Origin of the sequence: Dapis brunnea BLCC-M229 (assembly GCF_050015995.1) — a bacterium.
Classification (GTDB): Bacteria; Cyanobacteriota; Cyanobacteriia; order Cyanobacteriales; family Microcoleaceae; genus Trichodesmium.
The window spans coordinates 1-23,540 of the sequence record NZ_JBNHEP010000001.1; the positions used below are offsets into that span (position 1 = coordinate 1).

The window sequence follows — 23,540 nt, forward strand, 5'->3', positions numbered from 1 at the left end:
CCCAAAGCCTTACCTTCGGTTGAAAGATCGCCTATTTCCCTGGCTATTTGTAAACTCTGCTGATAATACTCCATGGCTTTGTGATATTCTCCTAGGGAATCGTAAACATTACCCAAACTCCCCAAAGCAGCAGCCTCCCCAGAACGGTTGCCTATTTCCCTGGCTATTTGTAAATCCTGCTGAAGATACTCTATGGCTTTGTGATATTCTCCTAGGGAATAGTAAGCAAGACCCAAACTTCCCAAAGCCTTACCTTCGGTTGAAAGATCGCCTATTTCCCTGGCTATTTGTAAACTCTGCTGATAATACTCCATGGCTTTGTGATATTCTCCTAGGGAATTGTAAACATTACCCAAATTCCCCAAAGCAATACCCTCCCCAGAACGGTTGCCTATTTCCCTGGCTATTTGTAAATCCTGCTGATGATACTCAATAGCTTTGTGATATTCTCCTAGGGAATCGTAAACATTACCCAAATTCCCCAAAGCCTTACCTTCGGTTGAAAGATCGCCTATTTCCCTGGCTATTTGTAAACTCTGCTGAAAATACTCGATAGCTTTGTGATATTCTCCTAGGAAAGAGTAAGCAATACCCAAACGGTTTAAACAAATACCATCCCAACCTTTGTCTAATTTACCTAATAGTCTACCGTAGAGTTGAATACATTCCTCATAGTAACCCCAACTCCTTAGTTGAGTGTCTAAATATTCATCAACTGGCAGTACTTTAATATCAAGAATTTTCTTTGCTCGTTCCCAGTCTCCCACTTCACAAAGATGATAAAATGCTTCTAGATAGCCTTTCACCACCTCTAATTTCTCATTTACTTCTTGCGGACATTTGTAGTTAGTCACCCAATTAATAACTGCCCGATATTGGTGACGCTTAGAAGGTGGCTCAATTAACTTCAGAGCATCTGCGTCAAGCTCCAATAATTCCAAGACATCAGCAGGAGGCAAACTAACTCTTCCTACCCGATCGCTTTCAAGTTTCGACCCCGACTTAGATAAATCAACCATTTTCCCCATCCAACCTCTTTAAATTTTCCAACGACACGCTACGAATTAAATTATGTTGTCTCAGCATAAACTCACCATTTTCATCAACTCCCACTTCCTCAACCAAAAAGCGATCGCGCAAAGTCAGCAGCGCCACCTCCCGCTCATTCTTACTACAACTCCAGTCTTGCAAATGACTTAACCAAAAACTCTCTGGCACTTCGCATCTATATATTCCAGTAGCACAAATCAACCGATAAGCATTAAGCGCGTCTTTCCGCAACCGGAAAAAAGTCTTATCCAGTCGCGACTTGACTTTTTTCCGCAACACACGAGTATATCTGTCCAACTGAAACCGATCGTCAGCACCAGTTATCCCCTTACTTTTAGCCTCCTCAATACCCTTTTCCACCTCCTCAAATTCATTACCATACCTTTTCCAATAAGCTACCACATTACCATCAAAAGGCTTGCTGCCAATTTCTCCGGCAATCACCCGCAACGCCAAAGGATGACCCTCATAAGCATTACCAATACGTTGTAAATAGGGTAGGTTAGGAGAATTTTCCTCAACCTCCAACCCAGTTTTCCCAAATAACTGCAACTGCTCCGACTTGCTCAAACCAGTCAAAGGTTGAGACTCCCAGAAATTCTGATAACGTTCGGGAATTTGCCCAGGCAAATCTTGGGAAGTCAAGATAATGCGACTTTGACATTCTGTAGAAGCCAAAAATTGCTCAAAAAATCTCACCCACAACTCATCCTGAAAATCACTCCATCCCTCATCCTCATTTCCCACCAAAATATTTTCCAGAGAATCAATAATTATCAGATACCGATGTTGTCGCAAACGATTAACCAATTTATAGAGTAACCTTTCCACATCTTGATAATCATCTTGAGTCAGAGACACTCCCCACTTTTTCAACCACCGGAGAGCAACACTACGAAAATCTCTAGTTTCCTGCTCGTTATCACAATTTTCCTGACGAAACTTGCTCCAGTCTCCCTGCAAAAATTCTTGGTGTAGCTCCACCGCCAACTTTTCTGCTAAAGCAGTCTTACCAATACCACTAATACCAACAAGAATAAGTAAGCGACAAGACTCTTTAACTTTTTTAGTTAATTCAGTGGTGAGGTTTTCTCTACCAACCCAAACATTATCATAAGCAAAAAATTCAACAGTAGAATTTTGAGGTGAGGGAGTAGTATTGTCCACAATTTCTTCCCAATTAATTCCTATAGTCTGACAAATAGAAATAAAAGCATCTTGCCTGATAGGAGCTTTTTGCCAAAAACGATTTAAAGTTGCTTTTGAAGTTACTGCTAGTCCCCACCAAGAATCCTCCGTTTTTGTCCAACCTTTCTTTCTTCTAGCTTTATCAATCTTTTCTAGCCCCTCTTGAGAAGCTCTGAGAGTAACAGCCATATTTATATTTTTAAATCTTCTATTTATATCTTCTAAAGTAAATTTTCTTTTTCAGCTAAGTTTCAGTTTTAGCTCACTTTTTTTTCAAGGCAGAAGTAATGAGCTAAAACTTTGTTTTAGGGTGAGTCAAAACTTTGCTTGAAGTACAAAAGTTATCTGTTTAAATCGAAAGTAAGCACAATTAAGGACAAAAAAAATGTTTGCTAAAGAAGATATAGTTTGTACCAGTCAACCTAGCACAAATATTTTACCTATAGATCTAAATCCGCTATTACAACATGGAAGTTCACCAACCGCGATTATTATCGCAGTCGCCTTTTTGCTTTGGGTATTACGTCCAGTTTTGCTAGTTGCGCTAAAAAATCGAAATAAGAAATAATATCAAGTCTGATAGAAATGTAATAATGTAAGGGCAAACGGCCGTTTGCCCCTACAGTAAAGATATAACGATAAAAGGAGAAAAAATTATGCCATCCCCATTCCCTGGTATGGACCCATATTTAGAACATCCCGATTTATGGCCGGGATTACATAATCGACTCATTGTCAGGATAGCTGACTTATTATCTGCTCAACTGGGCGATAAATATTCAGTTTCTCTAGATGTCAGAATGTATGAAATTAACGATGCAGAATCTGTACTGGTTGGTCTTCCTGATGTTTCAGTGTTGTCAAAAAAAGGTCAAGTTAACACCTCAAATTCTACAGAATATCAAGTTGCAGTAACAGAACCTTCCACAAAACCTATAACAGTAACTTTGCCAATACCAATAAGTATCCGTGAAGGATATTTGGAAATTCAAGAAGTAGCAACTAAGGAAGTTATAACTGCTCTAGAAATATTATCTCCTAGCAATAAAAGAGGTGGAAAAGGTAGAGAAATGTATCTAGAAAAAAGAGAAAAAGTTTTAGATAGTTTTACTAATTTTATCGAAATAGATTTACTGCGTCGCGGTCAACGAATGCCTATTTCAAATGATAAAAATAAAACTCATTATCGAATTTTAGTTAGTCGAAAAAAGCAACGGCCAAGAGCAGAATTATATGCGTTTAATATCCAAAATAAAATCCCTGAATTTCCTTTGCCATTACGCCCAGAAGATACGGAACCAATTATAGATTTACAAGAATTATTAACTACTATTTATGATGTTGGTCGTTACGATTTAAAAATAGATTACTCTCAAAAACCAGTACCAGAATTATCAGAAAAGGATGCAACTTGGGCAAATAATTTGTTGCAACAACAAACTCTTGAAAAGTAGCGATCGCATTCTTTCGATTCTTTTATCCAATTCTCAAACAGTTAAATTTTTTATCTTATATTATGTCCGGATAATCAGTTATAAAAAAGTATTTGTTTGTAGTAGGGCTTCAGCCCGATATATACTTCGGGCTGAAGCCCTACTACAAACTTTAATTATAACTATCCTTAGAAAGAAACCGGGTTTATCTCCAAGATTTAGGTTTTGTGAAATACACAATACAAACCCGGTTTCTAGTAATTTAATCAATGCCGTATTGCGATCGCAACACCAGATATAATATCCTAGATAACTCCCGTCGCTTCAAGGGTTGACTATCCAGAGGTGTACCAGAATTACCAAATAATTGATACACATCAAAATCTCCACTTTTACCGATAATAAATGCCAACTGCTCCCGCGTACATCGCAAATTTGGAGCAAAATATCCATTCCCTACTCCCGAAACAATACCTTTTGCTGCCATCGTTTCAACTGCACGAAAAGCAAAATGCTCTTTCGGTACATCAGTAAAAGTGGGAAACTCAGGGTTAAGCCACTCAAAACCCATCACATTGACTACCGCCACCGAAACAACTGCTCGGTTTACTGTTCCCTCTGGTAGAAAATATAAATGATTGTAATTTTCTGTCCTGACAAAACCTGCCGTTGCGAGAATTTGTATCGCCTCAAAGTCTGGGTCGTCATGGGCAATATCATTATACCAAAATAGAGGAATTTGATGACTAGCTAACAAACCTTGAAATTTATAGATGAGTCGTTTATTCGTCGCAATAGTCCGCACATCCACTCCCTCATTCAGAGCAAAAGCAGCTAAATGACCGCCTGCTTCCCCGATCGCCCACTCAACGGCGTGCATCCGATATACAGAATTACTCAAATGTGTTGTACCAATACTTTTCGCTGATAATATCAGGTTATCTGTATTAATAGGTATCATTGCTTTTAACGCAATAGTAAAAGGTAAACATTTCATCTCCTCTTCACTATTAAAAATCAGATGGTTGGGGTTATCGGTGGGATGAATATCAAACAACGCATAATGACCAATACCAACGCTATCATCAAAAGTTCGCGCCCGTGCTTGCTCGCCATAATATTGTTGGGCAGCATCTCGGTAAACAATAGTTGTTAATGCTATCCCTCGTCTTGACTCCCGGATATAAGGTTCGAGTGCAATACCATCATTCGTCCAAGTTAGATCGCCCCGTGGTTTTAACTCCCCTACCTCACCTATTAATGGCCAGTTGTTGGTTTTCAGTGTTTGCGACTGTAAATAATGGATGTAAGCTTGAGTATATTCCCGCGCTTCCTGAATATGTTTTTGGCGATCGCTCCGACTCACCCCCGTTAGCAGACCCAGTATATAATCATTCGACTCATAATTCAGGATAGTCACATCGCCATTACTGGTTGTTGGAATGTAACCCTCCTTGAAACGTCTTATTCGTCGATAAGTAAAAATGGCAAACCGCTCAAAAAATGCCCGCCCTTGATAACTGCTGGTAAATTTATCTGTCTGTAACCAAGGTTCGACGCCATAACCTTCTGGTTGACCGATGGGAACACCTCCACCTTGAGCAGTTTTTTCCACGACAGCACAAAAAGTGATTGACTGTTGACATTCGGGAAAAGGTTGTTCGGGGAGCAGTGGTTCACCCGTATCATTTTTTGATTCTTGTCCGACTCGCGACTCAATATTTCCCAATTCTAACAAGTCGCCCAAGTCTGTCGCTTCAATAGTAATTTGAGCGTTGACAGTAAAACGTTGATTATTTTGCACATCCTGAAAAACAACACCCGTTACTTTTCGCCGTTCATCAGCAGACTGACTAAACAAAATTTCCACAGGTTCGGCAAAGGGAATGAGGGTTAATTTGCCATCGTTGAGAAAATCTTGGATAGCTTCATTCAGCGCTTGTGCCATAACTATTGTTGTTGTGGCAAAATTACTTACCCAACCCCCACCAGGGTTATCAATTTTGTTACCATTAACTGGTTGGAGTTCCCGACTACGTTCGCGAAATTGCCATTGAGTCTTGGAGAAAGCATATTTGTCTCGGTCTACCTTATCTCCATATATTTCCCCTGGATTAAATTGCTTGTCTAGTTGAGGGTCGTCGGAAGCAGGTAATGCTTGGGCGGTAAATTGTCCGCCTAATAATTGTTTTGGTTGAACAAGACAAACATTTGCCCCTGTTTTAAGCGCGCCCAAGCTTGCCGAATATGCTGCAGTCGAACCCCCCACTATTAATATGGGGAATGAGAGAATTTGACCGTCGGTCGGTCTGGTGAAAAAGCGATCGTCTAGAATACCGTTGCTCATAAGGATTTGGTTTTAGGATTTTCAGGGATTAGATAATATTTTATCAGAACGTTTGCTTTTATATCTATGTTTTCGATCCCCCCTAACCCCCCTTTGAAAGGGGGGGACAAAAGTTTGTAGGGTGTTAGGCGCTTACTACAAACTACTGGCGTGTCTAGACTAAAATTGTGCTTTAGGAGCAAGCAACCTAGAAGACCTCTCCCCCAACCCCTCTCCTGCGAGGAGAGGGGATAAATCCCCCCCTTCCCTTGCAGGGAAGGGGGTTGGGGGGTTAGGTTTTTTTTACCCACATTTTCAAGCTTGACGCGCTACTACGGTTGAACTGTCAAATATTACATTGCACTATAACCAACTTTTGAAAGTTGTAGCTCTACTTCATATATTGATAATTTGAAAGGTCTGAGAATGTCCTCACCGCCCTGATGATTTTTATAACGTCTTAGTTATCATCATCATCATCGTAGTCATCATCGTCATCGTCATCATCGTCATCATCGTCATCATCATCGTCATCGTCATCGTCATCATCGTCATCATCGTCATCATCATCTGAAGCTAACCGAAAATTAATTAAACTTCCATCTTGGCGGGTAATAGATATACCATCAAAATCATCATCCTCATCTTCTCCCACTACTGTTATTTGTTCTCCAACTAATAAATTCGTGAGTTTCTCATCATCAAGATAGACTAAAATTTGCCCTATACCATCATCAAGCATAAATTCATCGCCCGAAATTTCTATCACTTGCCCGGAAATAGTCACATTGCGATCGCGTTGTAAATCTCCAATAGTAGTTTTAGCAAGACTGGGCCTAGCAATAATAATCCCCATCCCTAGAGTTATTACTCCTATTAAACCTTTTTCTATCCTACCAGCTTTAATAAAATTCATAGGAATCATCCTTCGATAAATGGTTCAAAAAAGTATATACAGCAACTGCCTTGGCAGTTAGGATATATTATAGCTCAAATCGACAAAACTGTAGTCTTCCCATAAAAAACCGTTACCAAACTTCTGTCAAATCTAAAATAAATCCAGGCAACACATTTTCCCCAGATAAACTATTAGGATTTTCTAATATTTCTACTTCCCGATCTTGCCGATAAATCTCTACTTTCCTATTTTTAGTATCAATTAACCAACCTAATCTTGCACCATTTGACTGATACTCTTTCATCTTTTTTTGTAACTCAGAAATAGTGTCATTTTTAGAACGTAATTCTACCACAAAATCGGGACATAAAGGCGCAAAAGTTTCCTGTTGTTCGGTAGTTAAAGCATCCCATCTTTCCTGTTTTACCCAGGCAGCATCAGGGGAACGACTACTACCATTAGGCAGATGAAAACCACTAGAAGAATCAAAAGTTTTCCCCAACTTTGTTTGATAGTTCCATGACCAAAGTTGCCCTGTAATACTTGAGTTACGATTTCCCGTACCACTTCCTGTCGGTGCCATAATAATTAATTCTCCTGTGGCAGTTCTTTCTAATTGTAAATCTCGGTTAACAAGTGCCAATTCAACAAATTGTTCGTGAGTAATTTTCAGGTTAATTTCTTTGGGAATATTAACTGCTATTGTCTGAAATGAATTAGTTATCACCATAATTTTTCTAATATCATATTAGGATAATTACTATTGTTTGTAGTAGGGCTTTAGCCCTAATAATTTCCGATAATTACTTTTGTTTGTAGTAAGGCTTTAGCTCTAACAATAGTTAATATCAAACCTCAAGTAAACTCTTTGTTTGTAGTAGGGCTTTAGCCCTAACAATTTCGAATAATTACTTTTGTTTGTAGTAGGGCTTTAGTCCGAAAAATAATTAATCTTAAATCTCAAGTAAACTCTTTGTTTGTAGTAGGGCTTTAGTCCTAACAATAGTTAATATCAAACCTCAAGTAAAGTCTTTGTTTGTAGTAGGGCTTTAGCCCTAACAATTTCGGATAATTACTTTTGTTTGTAGTAGGGCTTTAGTCCGAAAAATAATTAATATTAAATCTTAAGTAAACTCTTTGTTTGTAATAGGATACTTAGGATTGGGCTAAAGCCCAACTACGAGCATAATTATATTAGATTTTCAAATAATTATCGAACCTTTCCCGCAATTGTTCAACAGTTAAATTCTGCATCCAATACTCAACTAAAGCATGACCAAATGCCCAAGCATTACGGTCTGGTGAAGCAGGATTTTCTAATAACAAAGGCCACAATGCTAACAGGTCAAAACTACCTAAATTCCTATCCCCACTCAATAGGGAAAACAGCTCGTAAGCCATCTGCAATTTACCAATAACTACAGGCAACTCTTCTACAGGAATTTTTTCTGCTAGCAAATATGCTAAAGTTGGCGAACCTGTTGTGAGAGTAGAAATGAATTGCAAGACCGGACTTTTCAATAAAGCAGTTAACCCCTGGGTAGTCGCCATTTGAAAAGTATAACGATCTATAATTTTAGCTGCTGCTACCGAACGAGCTTCGCGATCGCGCAAAAACCGAGCTAGACGTAATTGTTTAGCAGGAGCAATAGCTTCTACTAGAGATAATGATATGGCATCAACATTCCAAGCATTTCTATTACTTTTAATATCCGCCGTCACAACAGGTAAAACTTGATTACAAAAATCTCCCAATATTTCTGCCCGATATTGAGTCGCCTCCCGAATAGATTTTTCCTTCGCGCGTTCCCCCCACACCCATTCATAAGGTGGTTGCCATTCCCGCATCGGACGTAAACGGTCAACTTGGGTCATCATCACAATAGCAGGCAAATCTGTAATTTCCCTTTTCATGTCTTGGAGAAAATCTACATCCATTTGTAGCGCGGGGTCAAGAGCAGGGGTAACTAACAACAATAAATCAGCAGTTTGAGCATAGTCAAGCACTAATTTTCGCAGGTCAGTGCGGTTAGCTTGTTCGTAACCAGGGGTATCCCAAAGGTTGAGAATTTCTCCTATTTCCGTTTGCCACTGATAATTTTTAATTTCATCTGTACTCGGCAAAACATCCACTTCGGCGCGGTCTGCTTGAAATAGAGTATTAATCAAACTACTTTTGCCTGCTCCCGTGCGCCCCACTAACAAAATATTAACTGGTTTTTGCTCCACAGTTTCCGCAGGTTGAGCTTGTGCGAGAATTTCTTCCAGGGTTTGAGTCTCTGCTTTTGGGAGAGTCGGAGTCGGAATAGCAGACTCAGAAAATTCTAAATTGCTACCTCCATAAAGAGCGATCGCCTGTCGAGACAAATTTCGCAACGCCACTTCCCGCAATATTTGACTAAAATTTACCAACAATTCCTGGTTTGCTTGTTCGCTGTAACGGCGACTAGCGACTTTAGCTGCTGCTGCGACGGGGTTAAATAACCATTGCGCCCAACCCCAAACTTGGAAAAGTTTCCGAGCTTGGGGTTCTAACTTACGGTAAATTTCATATCCCCGATATGCTTGACCGACAGTTATTTGATTCAGAGTCGGGGATAATTTTTGCATCCATCTGTCTACGTCATCAACAGTACCTCGAATTAAACCGTAAGCTTGAGGGATGTAAATATTAAGAAGAGGATATTTGACTTCCGGATGGTAAGCATTAGCAACAGCAACTACCACCTCTTGGCAACGCTGCCAGAATATTTGCCAGTCTTCCCAGAATGGGGGGTCGTTACGACATGACTTGAGAATTTCTTGGAGGGTTGTTTCTAGTTGTTTGGTAGTTTCGTTTTTTATGGGTGGGGTTGTCGTGTTTTCTGTAGTGGGAATTTGTTTGTTAACTTCTGCTATTACCTCTTCCATTTGTGCAACTGTAGGTCGAGTCCATTTCACCAGCAACCAACGCCACCCCACAAAGACAAGGGCGAATATTCCCCAGATCCAGTTGATACCCCAACTATTGATTTGTCTGCCAGCGGATATCATTAGGAAGGTGACTACAGCAAGCGGGGGAATAGCGAGTATTGCTAACTGCCATTTTTTTAGTTGTACCATATTGTATATATTAAGTTTGTCTATATAATAAATCCGGTAGGGTGCGTTAGGCGCTTACTAGAAACTACGGTTGAGCTGTCAAATATTATTGCGCCGTAACGCACCGTTGAACAGTCCGGTAGTAGACCGACAAATCTGCCATTTTTTTTATTTTACCATTGTGATATGTATGACCTTGGATAGGCGGTGCGTTAATGAAATGTAACGCACCCTACTGGACCGACACACCTAAAATAGTGCATTAGCTTTTTTCGTCTCGCACCCCATCTCCCCATCTCCCCATCACCCCATCCCCCCATTTTCTAATGCACAAAATTTGCTGTGTCAGTCTACTACTAGCGTGTCAAGCTTGAAAATGTGGGTTAAAAAACCTAACCCCCCAACCCCGTTCCCTACTAGCTTTGGGGTGATTTATCCCCTCTCCTCGCAGGAGACGGATTGGGGGAGAGGTCTTCGCTCGTTGCTCGCTCTTAACCCACAATTTTAGTCTAGACACGCCACTAACTACAAGAACTACTAATAGGGATTTTACTTAGTTGCAACAGAGAATTCAAGGCAGGGTACTCCTACCACATTACAACGCCGTGTAATACCAAAGATTGAAACTGTACGCCTTGTGCTAGAAGAAGGAATTTAAAGGTAAAATTATACAATCTTGTCAACCAATAAATTTTAAATTTTTGTTAATTACAAAAAAAACATAAAGTTAATTGATAGTTCAAGACAACTATGTACACTACAATCAGATTGCTGATTAGGAAGTACCGAATTATTGAGAATAAAACTGTTAAGTTGCTGAATCAGAAGTTTTCAGAAGTTTCTCTCTAACTAGATTTAAGATATCTATATCTTAAAAAAAGGTAAAAAATCTTTCATAATCATCTTATTCGCAAACCTTACAATTGAGATTAATTCAATATGAAAAAGCTTAACTTCCTCCTAAAAGTTACCTTGGTATTTTTATTTGCTTGTGTTATTTCCTTTAATCTTGTTGTCGATCGAGCTATGGCAACAGGAAATTTTAGTCAAACTTGTGCAGACATAGAACTCAATGGTTCATCACTCTCAGCAGACTGCCGAAAAATTAATGGTGGGTATGAAAATACTACTATTAACCTAGATTATTACATCGGGAACTTAGATGGTACATTATCTTGGGGGGATCATTTGTTTTCCCGAACTTGTAAAGAGATCTATCTAGGACAGTTACTCAGTAACCGCGAATATGTAATCAATGCTAAATGTGAAAAACGTGATGGCTATACTTATGAAGCAACAGAGATTAATTTAGACGATCACATTGCTAATATTGACGGAGTTTTAGAATACGAATAATTCTGAGATTATTATCATTTCTAGGTAGTGGTGTACAAGTAGTGATTTTTGTAGTTTTGTTTCTGATAGTGAAAGGGATTTATTTATAAATATCACTACATCTACAGAACTACCCTTGTTTGTAGTTGAGCTTTAGCCCTCCACAATATAGTATAGGGCTAAAGCCCAACTACAAGCCTAATTATAAGTGTTTTACCGAAAATGATATAACTTCTGAATTCGTATAGGGGCGGGGGCGAGTTCATCTGAATAATTGGTAACACCATTAATTTAACGCGGAACCCGCCCCTACCATTCCAACATTTTGAGATTTGATATAACTTCTAAATTCTGAATTCTAAATTCTAAATTCTAAATTATCCTACCGACTCCAATCTTCCACCTCATACAAAAAACGAGTTTCACCAATCAATTTACGATTCACTGAGGTACTCTGCACAAATACCACATATTTCTCCAAATTATTAGGTTTTATTCGCACCGTCGCACCATGAGGCAAACCCAACATTTCCCGTGCAGCTTCTCCTTCAAACATATCTCCCGTTGCCCGATCCATTAAAATAATTTCCTTTTTTCCCTGAATAGTTTCTGTCTTTGTAAATTCATAAAAACCACGCCCTTTATTAAAAGTTAAACCATTTTCTTCCACAAAACTTTTAATCGGTTTATTCTCATCTACCTCTAAAACTTGGAACCTTCCCGGCACAACTGCTCGTAAATCTGCGGACTCATAAACAGTCGTTTCTTCCCGGTTTAACATAGTATTAAAAATCTTACTTAAACCACGACTCATCCGCTTATTTTCAATAACTTCCTGTTCATAATTTTGCAATTGTTCATCGGAATATTGTTGATAACAAACTGCTAAAAATAAATCGTTAATATAAGCAAATTGATCTAAATCTACATGAAAACCACCAGATTTTTCTGCCAATTCATGATAAAATTTTGTGGCATGACGACGGTTTAATGCTTGAACTCCATATACTGCTATTGCCATATCTGATAATTTATTCAGCTCTTCTCGCCAATTTAACCTTTGGGGATTTTGAGCTGGTGGGTGAGGAATATCATCTCCAATTAATACTAAAGATTTAGTCGCCCCAGTCGTCCAATTCAAAGATTGAGCTTCATGTAATACTAATTCATAACATTCCGGCGCATCTCCTCCACCTGTTCTTTCTACCTTTTCTACAAAATTACAAATACTATCTATATCTTGAGATAATTCTAAATGTTTAGTCACATAAGTAGAGCCGCGATCGCAATAATCTCCATGAGCAATTATTCCAATCCGAATACCGGGAATTTCTGATATTAATCGAGTTACTGTACTTTTAATTTTTCGACGTACCTGAGTTAGACAGGGATACATACTGCCAGTCGTGTCAAAACTGAAAACTACTTCTATATTATTAGTCATATTTTTTTCTCCGATTTTTGACAAAAATTCTACAAAAAATTCCTCGGTTTCAGCCTATAAATTAGCTGCCACCAGTCATTTCAGTTATCAGATAAATTATTTTGTTTTGAAACCTTTTTTTACTTCCTATATATATAGTTTAGCCAATGTTGAATAAAACGTCAATAGAATACAGAAAAAAAATTAACCGTAGGGGTTTGGTCTCCAAACCCTAAGTTAATTGAACATTACAGCAGTTTTCATTTTAGTAGGGACGTTCCATGGAACGTCTCTACAAGGGTTGTGGTTTTGACCGTGTGGTTCATTAGCTAAAAACCTCGGTGGTGGAGCATTGTAATAGTGGTCTATTGTAATTATTTTGGTCAAGGGAACAGTGGGAGCATCTTGCTCCCTTATACCAACTCAATAAAATAATGTTACAAATGAGAAACTATAAATCCTTGCCAGGTATAGATTTTTTTATAGCAGCTATTTTTCAAATTGGTATTATACCAATTTCATCAAATATTGCTACAGTGACTTTTTTCTTAGGAGTCAGGAGTCAGGAGTCAGGAGGTAAGAATTTATAATATTTATTTTTTCTGAGGGTTAAACCGTTTTTTAATTGACTAAAAATAGTTTTATAACTTAGATGAATTGTTTTTTCCGAAACTGATAATTTTATTTATTCCTCTACGTTAGCAGCAAATTTACTAACACTTTTGTCACCATTTTATTGTAACTCTCTTTTTTGAATTTGGTATTACATGGAAAGTCAAATAAAAATATCAAACACTAGCAAAGGTTTGTTGGGTTTCATCCCTCAACCCAACCTACAATAATTTTAAAATCAATAATTGCTCAAGAGGACAAAATAATTGACAGAAGAACGTGCCTATTGGTTAGCATGGGCAAAAATTAGCGGTATAGGTCCAATTGCCCTACAAAAACTCAAACAACAATTCGACACCCTAGCTATAGCTTGGACAGCAACTCCGGCAGAATTAGGCCATATATCAGGATTTGGCCGTCACAAAGTAGAGAAAATAGTCGAAGAGCGATCGCGTATCAACCCAGAAGAACTCCTCAAACAACACATTGAGAAAAATCCTAATTTTTGGACACCAGCAGACCCAGACTATCCCCGTCTCCTGCAAGAAATTCCTACACCTCCGCCTCTGCTATATTATCGAGGTATAGTAGACTCCGAAGAAATACTAGGTATTACTCCCACAGTAGGAATAGTTGGTACCAGACACCCTTCGGAATATGGTCGTCGTTGGACTCGGAAAATAAGTTCAATTTTAGCAAAAAGTGGGTTTACAATTGTTTCGGGATTAGCAGCAGGAATTGACACGGAAGCTCATAGTGCTTGTCTAGAAGTAGGTGGTAGGACTATTGCTGTGTTTGGAAATGGGGTTGATATGGTTTATCCTAGGGAAAATAAAAGTTTAGCTGAACAAGTCGTTAAACAGGGATTAGCTGTTAGTGAATATCCGGCGGGAACTAAACCAAATTCTAAACATTTTCCACAACGTAATAGAATTATTGCGGGATTAAGTAGAGCAGTTTTAATAATGGAAGCTCCGCAAAAATCTGGTGCTTTAATTACAGCAGATATGGCAAATGAATTTTGTCGAGATGTTTATGTTTTACCCGCTCGTTTAGATGACGAAAAATCTTATGGTTGTTTACAGTTAATCAATAAAGGTGCAGAGGTAATTCCGATTACTATTGATAGATTATTAGAAATGTTAGGAGCAATGCCACCTTTAGATATTGATGTGGGAGAATCTTCGGAACAGTTATCTTTATTTGAGGATAAAAAACAAACTTCTATGCCAGATTTAGAACCCATGTTAGCTGAGATTTTTCAACATATTTCTAGTGAACCTATTCTGTTAGATTTAATTATTCAAAAAACAGGTTTATCATCAGGGGAAGTTTCGAGTTCTCTCCTACAATTAGAATTATTAGGATTAGTAACTCAATTACCAGGAATGCATTATCAAAAGAATTAATAATTAGTAAGCAAATAGCTCCCAGCTCCCAGCTATTAGTTAATATCAAATCCTCCTGCAATAAAAGTGTTATAAGAAACCGGGTTTATGGAAGGTATATGTTAGTATGGTGGGGCATTTAATATAAACCCGGTTTCTATGGTTTTTCAACTAATACTACTGGATTTAATATAATTTATCCGAGATATTTACTATTCTTAATTCCTTCTCAAGGCAAGTGGCTTTTTGGGTAGAAAAATCAAGGGACAATTCTGACCCAAAAATCAGGTCAATAGCCTCCCCTTTCAAGAGGATGAAAAAAATAAACTTCAGTATTTCAATCCCAATGGTTCACCTAGAGGTACTGATAACTGATAACTGAAATGACTGCTACCTCCTCTATAATTCCCCTAACTCTTAACTCCTAACTCCTAACTCCTGACTCCTGACTCCTAGTTTCTTTCTTAATATGTTAAATCTAAAATTATTACTATATTTTCCCTTCTTCCTTCTTTCTTTCTCCTTCTTCCTTCGACCTGCAATTGCTAAACCTGAAGTTATTTTTCCCACCTGTCCGAGAAGTTCAATTTCTGAACTACCTCAACCTCCTCTATCTCAAACTAAACCAAGCATTCCTAGTCTGTGGTTAACTCAAGATTTCTTTGGTGGTGAACTTCTTCAAACTTGGTTTATTAATCCCGATGATACATGGGTAATTTTAGTAGTAAATCAATTAACTTGGCAAAGGCAAGAATATATGGATATTTATAAATTTATCAATCATTTTGGCAGCGTAGCCAGAGAATATGGTTATAATTTACAAATATGCCAACCCCGTCAAAAAAAACCAATTGCAGCTTATTTTTGTGACTTTGAAACTGCTCCATTAAACTGTCATGTAGAAATTCAATCTAGATTCGGTAGAAGTTTTTTTAATATACCAAAACAATTTCCATTTCCCTCCATTAAATAGTAAATATTAGCCACACAAAGTTATATAAAATACTTTAATGTTTACCACCAAAGACTGATAGGACGATGGGGAGATTGGGAGATTGGGAGATGGGTAGATTGGGAGATTCGTAAGTAGCACAATTTTTTGTATTTCATAGCTACTTTTTTCGAGAACTATTCACCAGCATTTAATGTCAAATAATTTTAATCCGCTATAATTAATACGATCATAAATACCAACGGAAAATAAATACAAGTGCTGACCAATAAATCATATCATATTCAGTTAGAGATTGTTTGTAAAGGAAATATAAAAAGGAGATAGGGAACAGGGAACAGGGAACAGGGAACAGGGAACAGGGAATAGGGAATAGGGAATAGGGAATAAGGAGGAAGAAATCAAGACAAATATTTGTCGCTTAAAAATCTAGGAATATATGTACTGAATACTTCTCTACCTACCAAATTTCAATCTCTTGAAGTATTACCGCTTTTAGATTTTAGTCACTCGCATGTTCTCTTAATACTTATTTTACAAACAGTCTCTTAAATAGTTATAATCAAAGCTCGTAGTAGGGCTAAAGCCCTAAGATAGATATTTAATATCACTTTTAAAAAAGAATGCTACAAAAATCTACATCTCGCTCGGATATGCTGAAAAATGGCTGCTCCAATTCATTTTAGATAGCTATCTCTATCATTTTCCCCTTTTTATTAAATATTTATCCCTTCTCTCCTAGATAACTAAAGCCTTATCTCCTAGATAACTAAAGCCTTATCTCCTAGATAACTAAAGCCTTCTTTCTTCTTCCTTACTTCTACCATTTGTAACAAACATTTATCACGCTTGGTATAATGGGCTAAAGCCCTACTACAAACAAAAACTTTTTTTATCACTTATTATTAATAAGGTCTCAAAACCTTCCCTTTCAAGGGGATAAAAAAGGAAATTTCGGATTTTTTGGCCTCCCTATTACTGGAGCTACTGTTTCAATATGAGACATGAAAAAAACAGTTCCTCCCCTGGAGGTTAACTGATAACTAATAACTGATAACTGAAATGACTGCTAATCAACAAAATATCCGTAAACCTTATGACGGTTGGTCATTAGATGACCGTGACCCAGAAATAATTAAGTCAATGATGCCATTGTGGGAATGGTTTTATCGCTATTACTTTCGCGTCCAAACAGATGGTTGGCATCATATTCCTGATGAGAAAATTCTGATAGTTGGCTCTCATAATGGCGGTTTACCAGCTCCAGATATGCATATGTGTATGTATGACTGGTTTAAGAGGTTTGGTCCAGAACGTTTGGTTTATGGACTAATGCACCAAAATGCCTGGTCAGCTTTCCCCAGTACACCCTTAGCAGTACAATGTGGAGCGGTTAGAGCACATCCAAAAATGGCGATCGCCGCCTTTGAAAGAAATGCTTCTGTAGCTGTTTATCCTGGTGGGGGTCCTGATGTTTTTCGTCCCTATTCTATGCGAGATAAAATCTATTTTGCCGGACGAAAAGGCTTTATTAAGTTAGCTTTGCGTGAAGAAGTTCCTATTGTACCGATGATTTCTAATGGTGCCCATGATACTTTAATCATACTGGCAGATTTTTATGAACAAGTAAAACAACTCCATGAGTGGGGAATGCCTTGGTTATTTAATGTTGACCCAGAAGTATTTCCTATATATATAGGTTGGCCTTGGGGATTAGCTATTGGGCCTTTGCCTAATTTCCCCTTTCCAGTACAGATCCATACCAGGGTTTGTCCTCCCATTGTATTTGAACGTTATGGACGTAAGGCAGCTAGCGATCGCGCTTATGTTGATGCTTGTTATCAAAAAGTCCTCACCCAAATGCAGCAAGAATTAGACAAATTAATATTATCGACTTCGTAGGGAGTAGGGAAGTGGGGGAGTTGGGGAGTTTTGACCTAGTTTACAATTTACGTTAGAAAGCAGTATTGTACCATAATTATCTCCAATAACAACGTAGTGAAATTTGTCAAACTACTCTTAAGGTACTGAAATATTTGAATACTCATGCCTTTAGGCCAGGGAGGATGTCAACTACCCTGGCATTATCATTGTCGGAGTGGGATCGCCCCTCTAGGAAAGAAAACTTTTTGATTGATTGAAGCGGGAAGACATAAGCTATGGTATTTTTGTCATGGGTGGGTAATCCGAGACATTAAATATAAAAATGGACGTGGAGCGGAGTGTAACCTTCCCCTATCCACTTCCAGGAGGGGACCTAAAGGGGTGTGCAGCACCCAATGAAACAACCCTCCCAAGAGCTATGGCCGAGTAATAATTTCTGCGCCTGCCTCTTGTTTCCTGCCAAGGATATGCCCTAATAGAGTAGCTTTTTAGCACTGGGTAAAGAATTGAAAAAATTAAGGCTAATAGGCTGCAACCCTTATATACTCATCGTTCAGGAGTAAAAAAAATGTTGGAGGTATTAAACTAAATGATGAAAATGATGCAGAAGCATAATTTGACGATCAAGAAGCTAGCAACTATATTTGTTGTACTTATTGCCATCCTGTCCATGGGAGTAGTTCCATCCGCTCAGGCCTGTACCCGGTTACTCTACCAACAAACTATTGATAGTAAACCAATTACTGGGCGTAGTATGGACTGGTTTGAGTTCCCTGATACTAAACTCTGGTTCTTTGAAAAAGGCATACAGCGTAATGGTAAGGCTGGTGACAACTCAGTCGAATGGAAATCAAAGTATGACAGTATCGTTAACGCCAGCTATGACCTCGCCATGGTTGACGGTATAAACGATCAAGGTCTCGTTGTCAATCTCCTCGTTTTGGCAAGCACGAACTACGGTCAGCCTGGAGGAAATAAGAAAAATATCTCCCTTGGAGGCTGGGGTCAATATGTCCTTGATAATTATAAAAATGTTGATGAGACAGTTGCGTGCCTGACAAAAAATATACCCTCCTCCAAGAAAGAACTAGGCAAGGCAACAACATGCCCCACAGGAGTCAAAGATACACCCCTCCATATTGTCACAGCGAACCTTGGTCAGCTCAAAGATGCTGGTGTGATCGGCGATATACCCTTATCTAATGATTTCAATCTTTCACTTCACATGGCGCTCTCAGATAAAACTGGGAATTCAGCCATCTTAGAATACGTTGAAGGTAAACTAGTAGTCCATCAAAACAAAGATTACGATGTGCTGACGAATGACCCAATCTTTGAGGAACAGCGTGCCATCAATACCTATTGGTATAACTTATACAAACCTCAGATTTTGTGTGAAGGGTTAGCTGGTTTGAGTCAATCTATACCTGTGCCTCCTGTAGGGTTTCTGCCAGGCAGCACCAATGCCTCAGATCGGTTTGTTCGGGCTAAATATTACTTGGATAAAATGGAGGAACCGAATCAGGAGAAGATTGCATCTATGATTATACAGCAGTGCGGTAAGCCTTTAGATTCTACTCCTCCGCCTTCTGGTGCTCCGATTTATGATACTTCTCCGAAGGCTGCCGCTCCCTTATCTGATGACGAAGCTCGAAGGAATGAGTTAGCTGGAGTGCTTGGCATCGTCCGCAACGCCTCTGATCCCATTGGTTTGGCTATTACTCCTGACCTCAGTAATCCCGCTGACTTGCCGGCTATTATTGCCAGACTTGGCACTACCCAATGGCGGACTGTTTCAAACCAAGACGAAGATGATTTAAGCTACTATTTTGAATACACCAGGAGTCCGAATGTTATCTGGGCTAGTATGAAAGACCTGCAAGAATCAACAATAGATCCAGAGAAAAAAGCGAAGGTTCTTGAAAGCAGTAAGATCGATCTGGGGAGTGGTAAGAACAAAGGCCTTGATCATGTGGTTTTGGTAGGCAATGTGTCAGATCAGTTCAAGGACAAAATACCATTCGACTGGAATATCTGCACCATAAATACGACAGCGCCTGAATGTCAAACAAATTAGTAATAGTCTAGTGGAATTCTCAATCTTGTAACTTGGCTAAGGGGGCGACTTTCGCCCCCTAGCTTTTAGCTACCTTGTCACCCCTCGATAAAATGAAAATTCTCTTGGAAAATCCTCAGAAACATTTTGCCAAGTAGAGTAGGGTTTTCGTTTAGGTAGACTACAGTAGTAGGGGCGTTTCATGTCGCGCAGCGAAATGGCCATTCGCCCCTACAAAGTTTTGGTTATGATGACGTGGTTAATCAATCTGAAAAGCGCTGTAATATGGATATTCTATTAAATAGGAACTTAAAAATTCATCCTATTCAAATCCTTTTTTTCTCCTGACTCCTGAGTTGTGACAGAGACAGCGATAAGATAACTAATTACCCAGGAATTCTATGACCTCTGAACTTCAGCTATAACCGACTCGCGACGCCCGTAACTGCCCACAAGCTGCATCAGCTTCTAAACCACGGGAATAACGAACGCTAACTGCAATATTTTGGTCCTCCAGAGCATTAACAAAACTTTTTATCTGTTCCTCAGTAGGTCGTTGATAATCAACTTCACTAATAGGGTTATAGGGAATTAAATTAACATGACACTGATAACCGCGCAGATTTTTCGCTAATTCTCTAGCATGGTCTGGCAAGTCATTAAAACCTGCTAACAAAATATATTCAAAGCTAATTCTGCGTTTTGTGACCTTGACATATTCACGACATTCTGCTATCAAATCTTTTAAAGGATAGGATTTAGCACTCGGAACTAAATGTTCCCGCAATCTTTGATTAGAAGCATGAAGACTAATAGCAAGAGTAACTTGCAATTTGTGTTGAGCTAATTGTCGGATGCGATCGCGAATTCCTACAGTTGAGATAGTTATGGAACGTTGCCCAATACCCACATCTTGATTCAGAGACCTAACTGCAGCTAACACATTTTTAGTATTCAGCAGAGGTTCCCCCATTCCCATAAACACAATATGACTAACCCGTCGCTCAAAATCTTCTTGCACCGTTAGTACCTGGTCGATAATTTCGTATGCTTCTAGGTTACGGGTAAAACCACCCTTACCAGTAGCGCAAAAATCACACGCCATTGGGCAACCAACCTGAGACGAGACACAAACAGTTAAGCGTTTATAGCTAGGAATACCAACAGTTTCAATGATGTTGCCATCTGATAGTTGTAGCAAATATTTAACTGTGCCATCTGGAGCAACAGAGCGATGATGTATTACAGAGCGACCAATAGGAAAATCAGCTATTTCCTCACGCCATTGTTTGGAAAATACAGTGATATCTGCAAGAGACCTAGCCCCTTTTTGATAAATCCATTGATATAGTTGTTTACCTCGATAAGCAGGTTGCCCTTGTTGTTGCACCCACTCTGTTAATTCAGCTAAGGATAAACCGAGGAGAGGAGTTTGAGTTGGAGTAATTAAAGATTGAGTCATACTGTTTCACCGAAGTTAAAAGTTAAAAGTCAAAAGTAAGATTTTATAGTCTCAAAACTTTGAGGGTATAGTAATTTCAGGAAATTATTTCACATCTAAAATTTGAAACTATAGCAATTCCCATAGTTATTAGGTACATTTACGATCCCCCTAAATCCCCCTTAAAAAGGAGGACTTTGAAGAATCCCGCCTTTTTAAGGGACAGGGGGCAATCTAAAAGTGTACCTCATAGATTAAAGAACTGCTATATTTGTAACATTCTTTTTTCAAATTGGTATCATTGGCGATCAAGATATTGTTATAAATAATTTGTGTATTAACAGAGAATTTTGCCTAAGTCCTGATAATGACTCACCAGACACGATATTTTAATAAAGTTATGATAGAACCCTTGCCTTACAAAGGGGGGTTGGGGGGATATAACTTTTCATATTTTTAACAAATTTAGTATTACATATTATTAGAATCATTTGCTGTTGCAGTGTATTCGCAAAAAATATTGAGTCCAATTTTGAGAATGTATAAAACAATGATAGTAGCGATCGCCGGATCGATAGGCAACCCTGAAATTGTCACCATAGAAACTATTAATCCTGTTAATAAGGGAGCGCTGCCTGGATTTTTGCTATATTCTTTAAATTGGGCACGAAAACCTTCATCACCACAAAGCTCTTGACGGAGTACCTCAAGGGTAACTTTCCAGAAAGATTTACCATTAGAAATAAAGGGGCCTTTTTCTGATAGGGAATTTTTTTCATGCCAAAGTTCATCAAAGGTAGTGTCAAGTTTGCCGTTGTTTTTTTGTAAGATTGCTAGTGCTTCTTGTGCGGGGTTATAGTCTTGCAATAACTGTAATTTTTCCTTAATTTCAGCCGAAGTTAATTGAGTTTCCATATTTTTTTCTCCATTTAATTTTCTCCAGTCATCCAGACTAGATCGCCCAAAATTCGATCTACCGGTGGCAATAAATATACATTGAGGTCTATGGTTAAAACTGATTCAACTAGCTGCATAAACTGCCATTGAATCCCATTACTAACACTACCATAAATTTTGGGAATAGGAGAATTTTGCATTTCATTAAACCGTTGAGCAGCAACCATCTCTGCCATACATTGACCAAACCCTGTTTTCAGATCGGTCTTCTTCGCTTCTACTACCACAACTGCTGGAGCTTCAATTTCTAGAACTTGTGTTGAGCGAGTTAGCAAAAAATCGCACTTCCCATTTAAACCTACTGACTTATCAACTTTAAATTTTTCTCCAGAAAATAGACTAACTTTTCGATCTAACTGTCGTCTTACTTCTAAAAGTACTGGGTAAATAATACCTTCCGAACGTGCTTTTTCACTGCCAGATGTAGCGACAATAGGTAAGGTTTCTTGAAGATAGTCAGAGAGGGTAGGGGAAGGAGCGATCGCTTCTACTTCTGGCAAAAAGCGATCGCCTTCAACTACTTTTAGATTAAAAGCTGTTTTAACGCTGCTAATGGTGTTAAACTGACTGTAAGACATAGAATAACTTCCAGATAATCGACTTTATAGTAAGGCGTCTAGATTGATTTTGTAGGTAAATTTCATAAATTAAGACCTCTCCCCCAACCCCTCTCCTGCAAGGAGAGGGGCGACTATTCTCCCCCCTCCCTCCTCCTCCCCCCTTTCAAAGGGGGGTAAGGGGGGGATAGTTCTGGGGTTGGGGGGTTAGGTTTCTTCTCCACAAAATTACTTTAATTTTACACTGAATCATTTAACTCTTGAATCAACAAATTAGGAGGAATAATTCGGGGATTAACAACCGGAAAATCCTGAGTATTTCTAGTAACAATAGCATCTAATTGATTAATCAAAGCGGTACTGTATTGAATAGCATCTTCCAAGTCGCTAAAATTATAATTTAGTGCAGTTTCTATTATTTCCTGATTAACAGTAGCAATTTTACAGTATGTAAGCAACCATGTTAAATAGTTTTTTGCCCATTCTTTGCTTCTTCCTTTACCAACAATATAATAGATATCGCTAAACGTTGAGGCAGAAATATAACCTTCAATTTGCCCTTGTTCAACTAGCAATAAAATTTCTCTGCTGGCATCAACATAAGGCTGACGTTCAAGAGCAGCATCTACAATAATATTGGTATCTAAAAGTATTTTCATAGATTATGTTTTTCCTTTAAATATTCCCATTTGGCAACATCGGGGTCAAAGTCTGGGGGGACTGGTGGAGCAGTTGCTAATAATTCTGTGAGAGATTTTACTGCTGGTAAATGTTGGTGTTTTGGGGTTTGTGGTTGTGTTTCAGTAATATTCTCTGGTGCTGCAACTGGTTGTAAAATAATTACTTCTACCTCTCCTGGTGACAGATTAATAGGTTCGTTAATAACTAAATTACCTGAATTATCAATTTTGGCTTTGAGTTTGTATGCTTGCATATTTATTGACTTTTTTTTCGGAACA

The 23,540-nt window shown here is 38.5% G+C and carries 20 protein-coding genes; 8 read left to right on the plus strand and 12 right to left on the minus strand.

Annotated elements, in window-relative coordinates; all coding sequences use genetic code 11:
- Both ACP6PM_RS00005 and ACP6PM_RS00010 read right to left on the minus strand, forming a co-directional pair.
- Positions 1–1,019, minus strand: a 1,019-nt coding sequence (locus tag ACP6PM_RS00005) for a tetratricopeptide repeat protein (RefSeq protein ID WP_426580662.1), incomplete at its 3' end; no start/stop codon positions are given.
- On the minus strand, positions 1,012–2,427 hold the full coding sequence (locus ACP6PM_RS00010; RefSeq protein WP_426580664.1) for an AAA family ATPase: 1,416 nt from the start codon (positions 2,425–2,427) through the stop codon (positions 1,012–1,014). The genes ACP6PM_RS00005 and ACP6PM_RS00010, both read right to left, overlap by 8 nt.
- A gap of 196 nt (positions 2,428–2,623) precedes the next feature.
- Between ACP6PM_RS00010 and ACP6PM_RS00015 the strand changes: the two genes are divergently transcribed.
- Positions 2,624–2,806, plus strand: coding sequence for a hypothetical protein (locus ACP6PM_RS00015; RefSeq protein WP_426580666.1), 183 nt, complete (start codon positions 2,624–2,626; stop codon positions 2,804–2,806).
- An 88-nt stretch (positions 2,807–2,894) separates the two neighbouring features.
- Complete coding sequence (locus ACP6PM_RS00020; protein WP_426580668.1) at positions 2,895–3,692, plus strand: DUF4058 family protein; 798 nt, start codon at positions 2,895–2,897, stop codon at positions 3,690–3,692.
- Positions 3,693–3,933: 241 nt separating this feature from the next.
- Here ACP6PM_RS00020 and ACP6PM_RS00025 read toward each other — a convergent pair whose 3' ends face one another.
- From ACP6PM_RS00025 to ACP6PM_RS00040, 4 genes are all read right to left on the minus strand, one after another.
- Positions 3,934–6,018, minus strand: a complete 2,085-nt coding sequence (locus ACP6PM_RS00025) for an FAD-dependent oxidoreductase (RefSeq protein WP_426580670.1) — start codon at positions 6,016–6,018, stop codon at positions 3,934–3,936.
- A gap of 439 nt (positions 6,019–6,457) precedes the next feature.
- Entirely contained in the window at positions 6,458–6,913 is a 456-nt protein-coding gene (locus ACP6PM_RS00030; RefSeq protein ID WP_426580672.1) for a hypothetical protein, read from the minus strand.
- Positions 6,914–7,025: 112 nt separating this feature from the next.
- The gene (locus tag ACP6PM_RS00035) at positions 7,026–7,625 is read right to left on the minus strand and encodes a Uma2 family endonuclease (RefSeq protein WP_426580674.1); all 600 of its coding nucleotides are present in this window, start codon (positions 7,623–7,625) and stop codon (positions 7,026–7,028) included.
- Positions 7,626–8,089: 464 nt separating this feature from the next.
- Positions 8,090–9,997 (minus strand): GTPase family protein, encoded by a 1,908-nt coding sequence (locus tag ACP6PM_RS00040; RefSeq protein ID WP_426580676.1) that lies wholly within the window; start codon positions 9,995–9,997, stop codon positions 8,090–8,092.
- A gap of 918 nt (positions 9,998–10,915) precedes the next feature.
- Here ACP6PM_RS00040 and ACP6PM_RS00045 point away from each other — a divergent pair.
- The gene (locus ACP6PM_RS00045) at positions 10,916–11,332 is read left to right on the plus strand and encodes a mannose-binding lectin (protein WP_426580678.1); all 417 of its coding nucleotides are present in this window, start codon (positions 10,916–10,918) and stop codon (positions 11,330–11,332) included.
- 361 nt (positions 11,333–11,693) lie between these two features.
- Here the strand turns inward: ACP6PM_RS00045 and ACP6PM_RS00050 are convergent, their stop codons facing one another.
- On the minus strand, positions 11,694–12,755 hold the full coding sequence (locus ACP6PM_RS00050) for a vWA domain-containing protein (protein ID WP_426580680.1): 1,062 nt from the start codon (positions 12,753–12,755) through the stop codon (positions 11,694–11,696).
- A 413-nt stretch (positions 12,756–13,168) separates the two neighbouring features.
- On the opposite strand from ACP6PM_RS00050, the gene ACP6PM_RS00055 reads away from it, so the two are divergent.
- The 5 genes from ACP6PM_RS00055 (at position 13,169) to ACP6PM_RS00075 (ending at position 19,647) form a co-directional block, all read left to right on the plus strand.
- Positions 13,169–13,324: a hypothetical protein gene (locus ACP6PM_RS00055; protein ID WP_426580682.1), complete on the plus strand. Its 156-nt coding sequence runs from the start codon at positions 13,169–13,171 to the stop codon at positions 13,322–13,324.
- A gap of 288 nt (positions 13,325–13,612) precedes the next feature.
- Complete coding sequence (gene dprA, locus ACP6PM_RS00060; RefSeq protein WP_426580684.1) at positions 13,613–14,755, plus strand: DNA-processing protein DprA; 1,143 nt, start codon at positions 13,613–13,615, stop codon at positions 14,753–14,755.
- A gap of 448 nt (positions 14,756–15,203) precedes the next feature.
- Positions 15,204–15,707: a hypothetical protein gene (locus ACP6PM_RS00065; RefSeq protein WP_426580686.1), complete on the plus strand. Its 504-nt coding sequence runs from the start codon at positions 15,204–15,206 to the stop codon at positions 15,705–15,707.
- Between the two features lie 1,041 nt (positions 15,708–16,748).
- Complete coding sequence (locus tag ACP6PM_RS00070; RefSeq protein WP_426580688.1) at positions 16,749–17,588, plus strand: lysophospholipid acyltransferase family protein; 840 nt, start codon at positions 16,749–16,751, stop codon at positions 17,586–17,588.
- A 571-nt stretch (positions 17,589–18,159) separates the two neighbouring features.
- The gene (locus ACP6PM_RS00075) at positions 18,160–19,647 is read left to right on the plus strand and encodes a linear amide C-N hydrolase (protein WP_426580690.1); all 1,488 of its coding nucleotides are present in this window, start codon (positions 18,160–18,162) and stop codon (positions 19,645–19,647) included.
- A gap of 394 nt (positions 19,648–20,041) precedes the next feature.
- Here the strand turns inward: ACP6PM_RS00075 and rlmN are convergent, their stop codons facing one another.
- From rlmN to ACP6PM_RS00100, 5 genes are all read right to left on the minus strand, one after another.
- The gene (gene rlmN / locus ACP6PM_RS00080; RefSeq protein ID WP_426580692.1) at positions 20,042–21,088 is read right to left on the minus strand and encodes a dual-specificity RNA methyltransferase RlmN; all 1,047 of its coding nucleotides are present in this window, start codon (positions 21,086–21,088) and stop codon (positions 20,042–20,044) included.
- Positions 21,089–21,538: 450 nt separating this feature from the next.
- The gene (locus ACP6PM_RS00085; RefSeq protein ID WP_426580694.1) at positions 21,539–21,982 is read right to left on the minus strand and encodes a hypothetical protein; all 444 of its coding nucleotides are present in this window, start codon (positions 21,980–21,982) and stop codon (positions 21,539–21,541) included.
- Positions 21,983–21,996: 14 nt separating this feature from the next.
- A complete protein-coding gene (locus ACP6PM_RS00090; RefSeq protein ID WP_426580696.1) occupies positions 21,997–22,602 on the minus strand; it encodes a hypothetical protein in 606 nt (201 codons plus the stop codon).
- A 218-nt stretch (positions 22,603–22,820) separates the two neighbouring features.
- A complete protein-coding gene (locus ACP6PM_RS00095; protein ID WP_426580698.1) occupies positions 22,821–23,240 on the minus strand; it encodes a type II toxin-antitoxin system VapC family toxin in 420 nt (139 codons plus the stop codon).
- A complete protein-coding gene (locus ACP6PM_RS00100; RefSeq protein WP_426580700.1) occupies positions 23,237–23,515 on the minus strand; it encodes a hypothetical protein in 279 nt (92 codons plus the stop codon). The genes ACP6PM_RS00095 and ACP6PM_RS00100 overlap by 4 nt, the downstream gene beginning before the upstream one ends.
- Positions 23,516–23,540 lie beyond the last annotated feature (25 nt).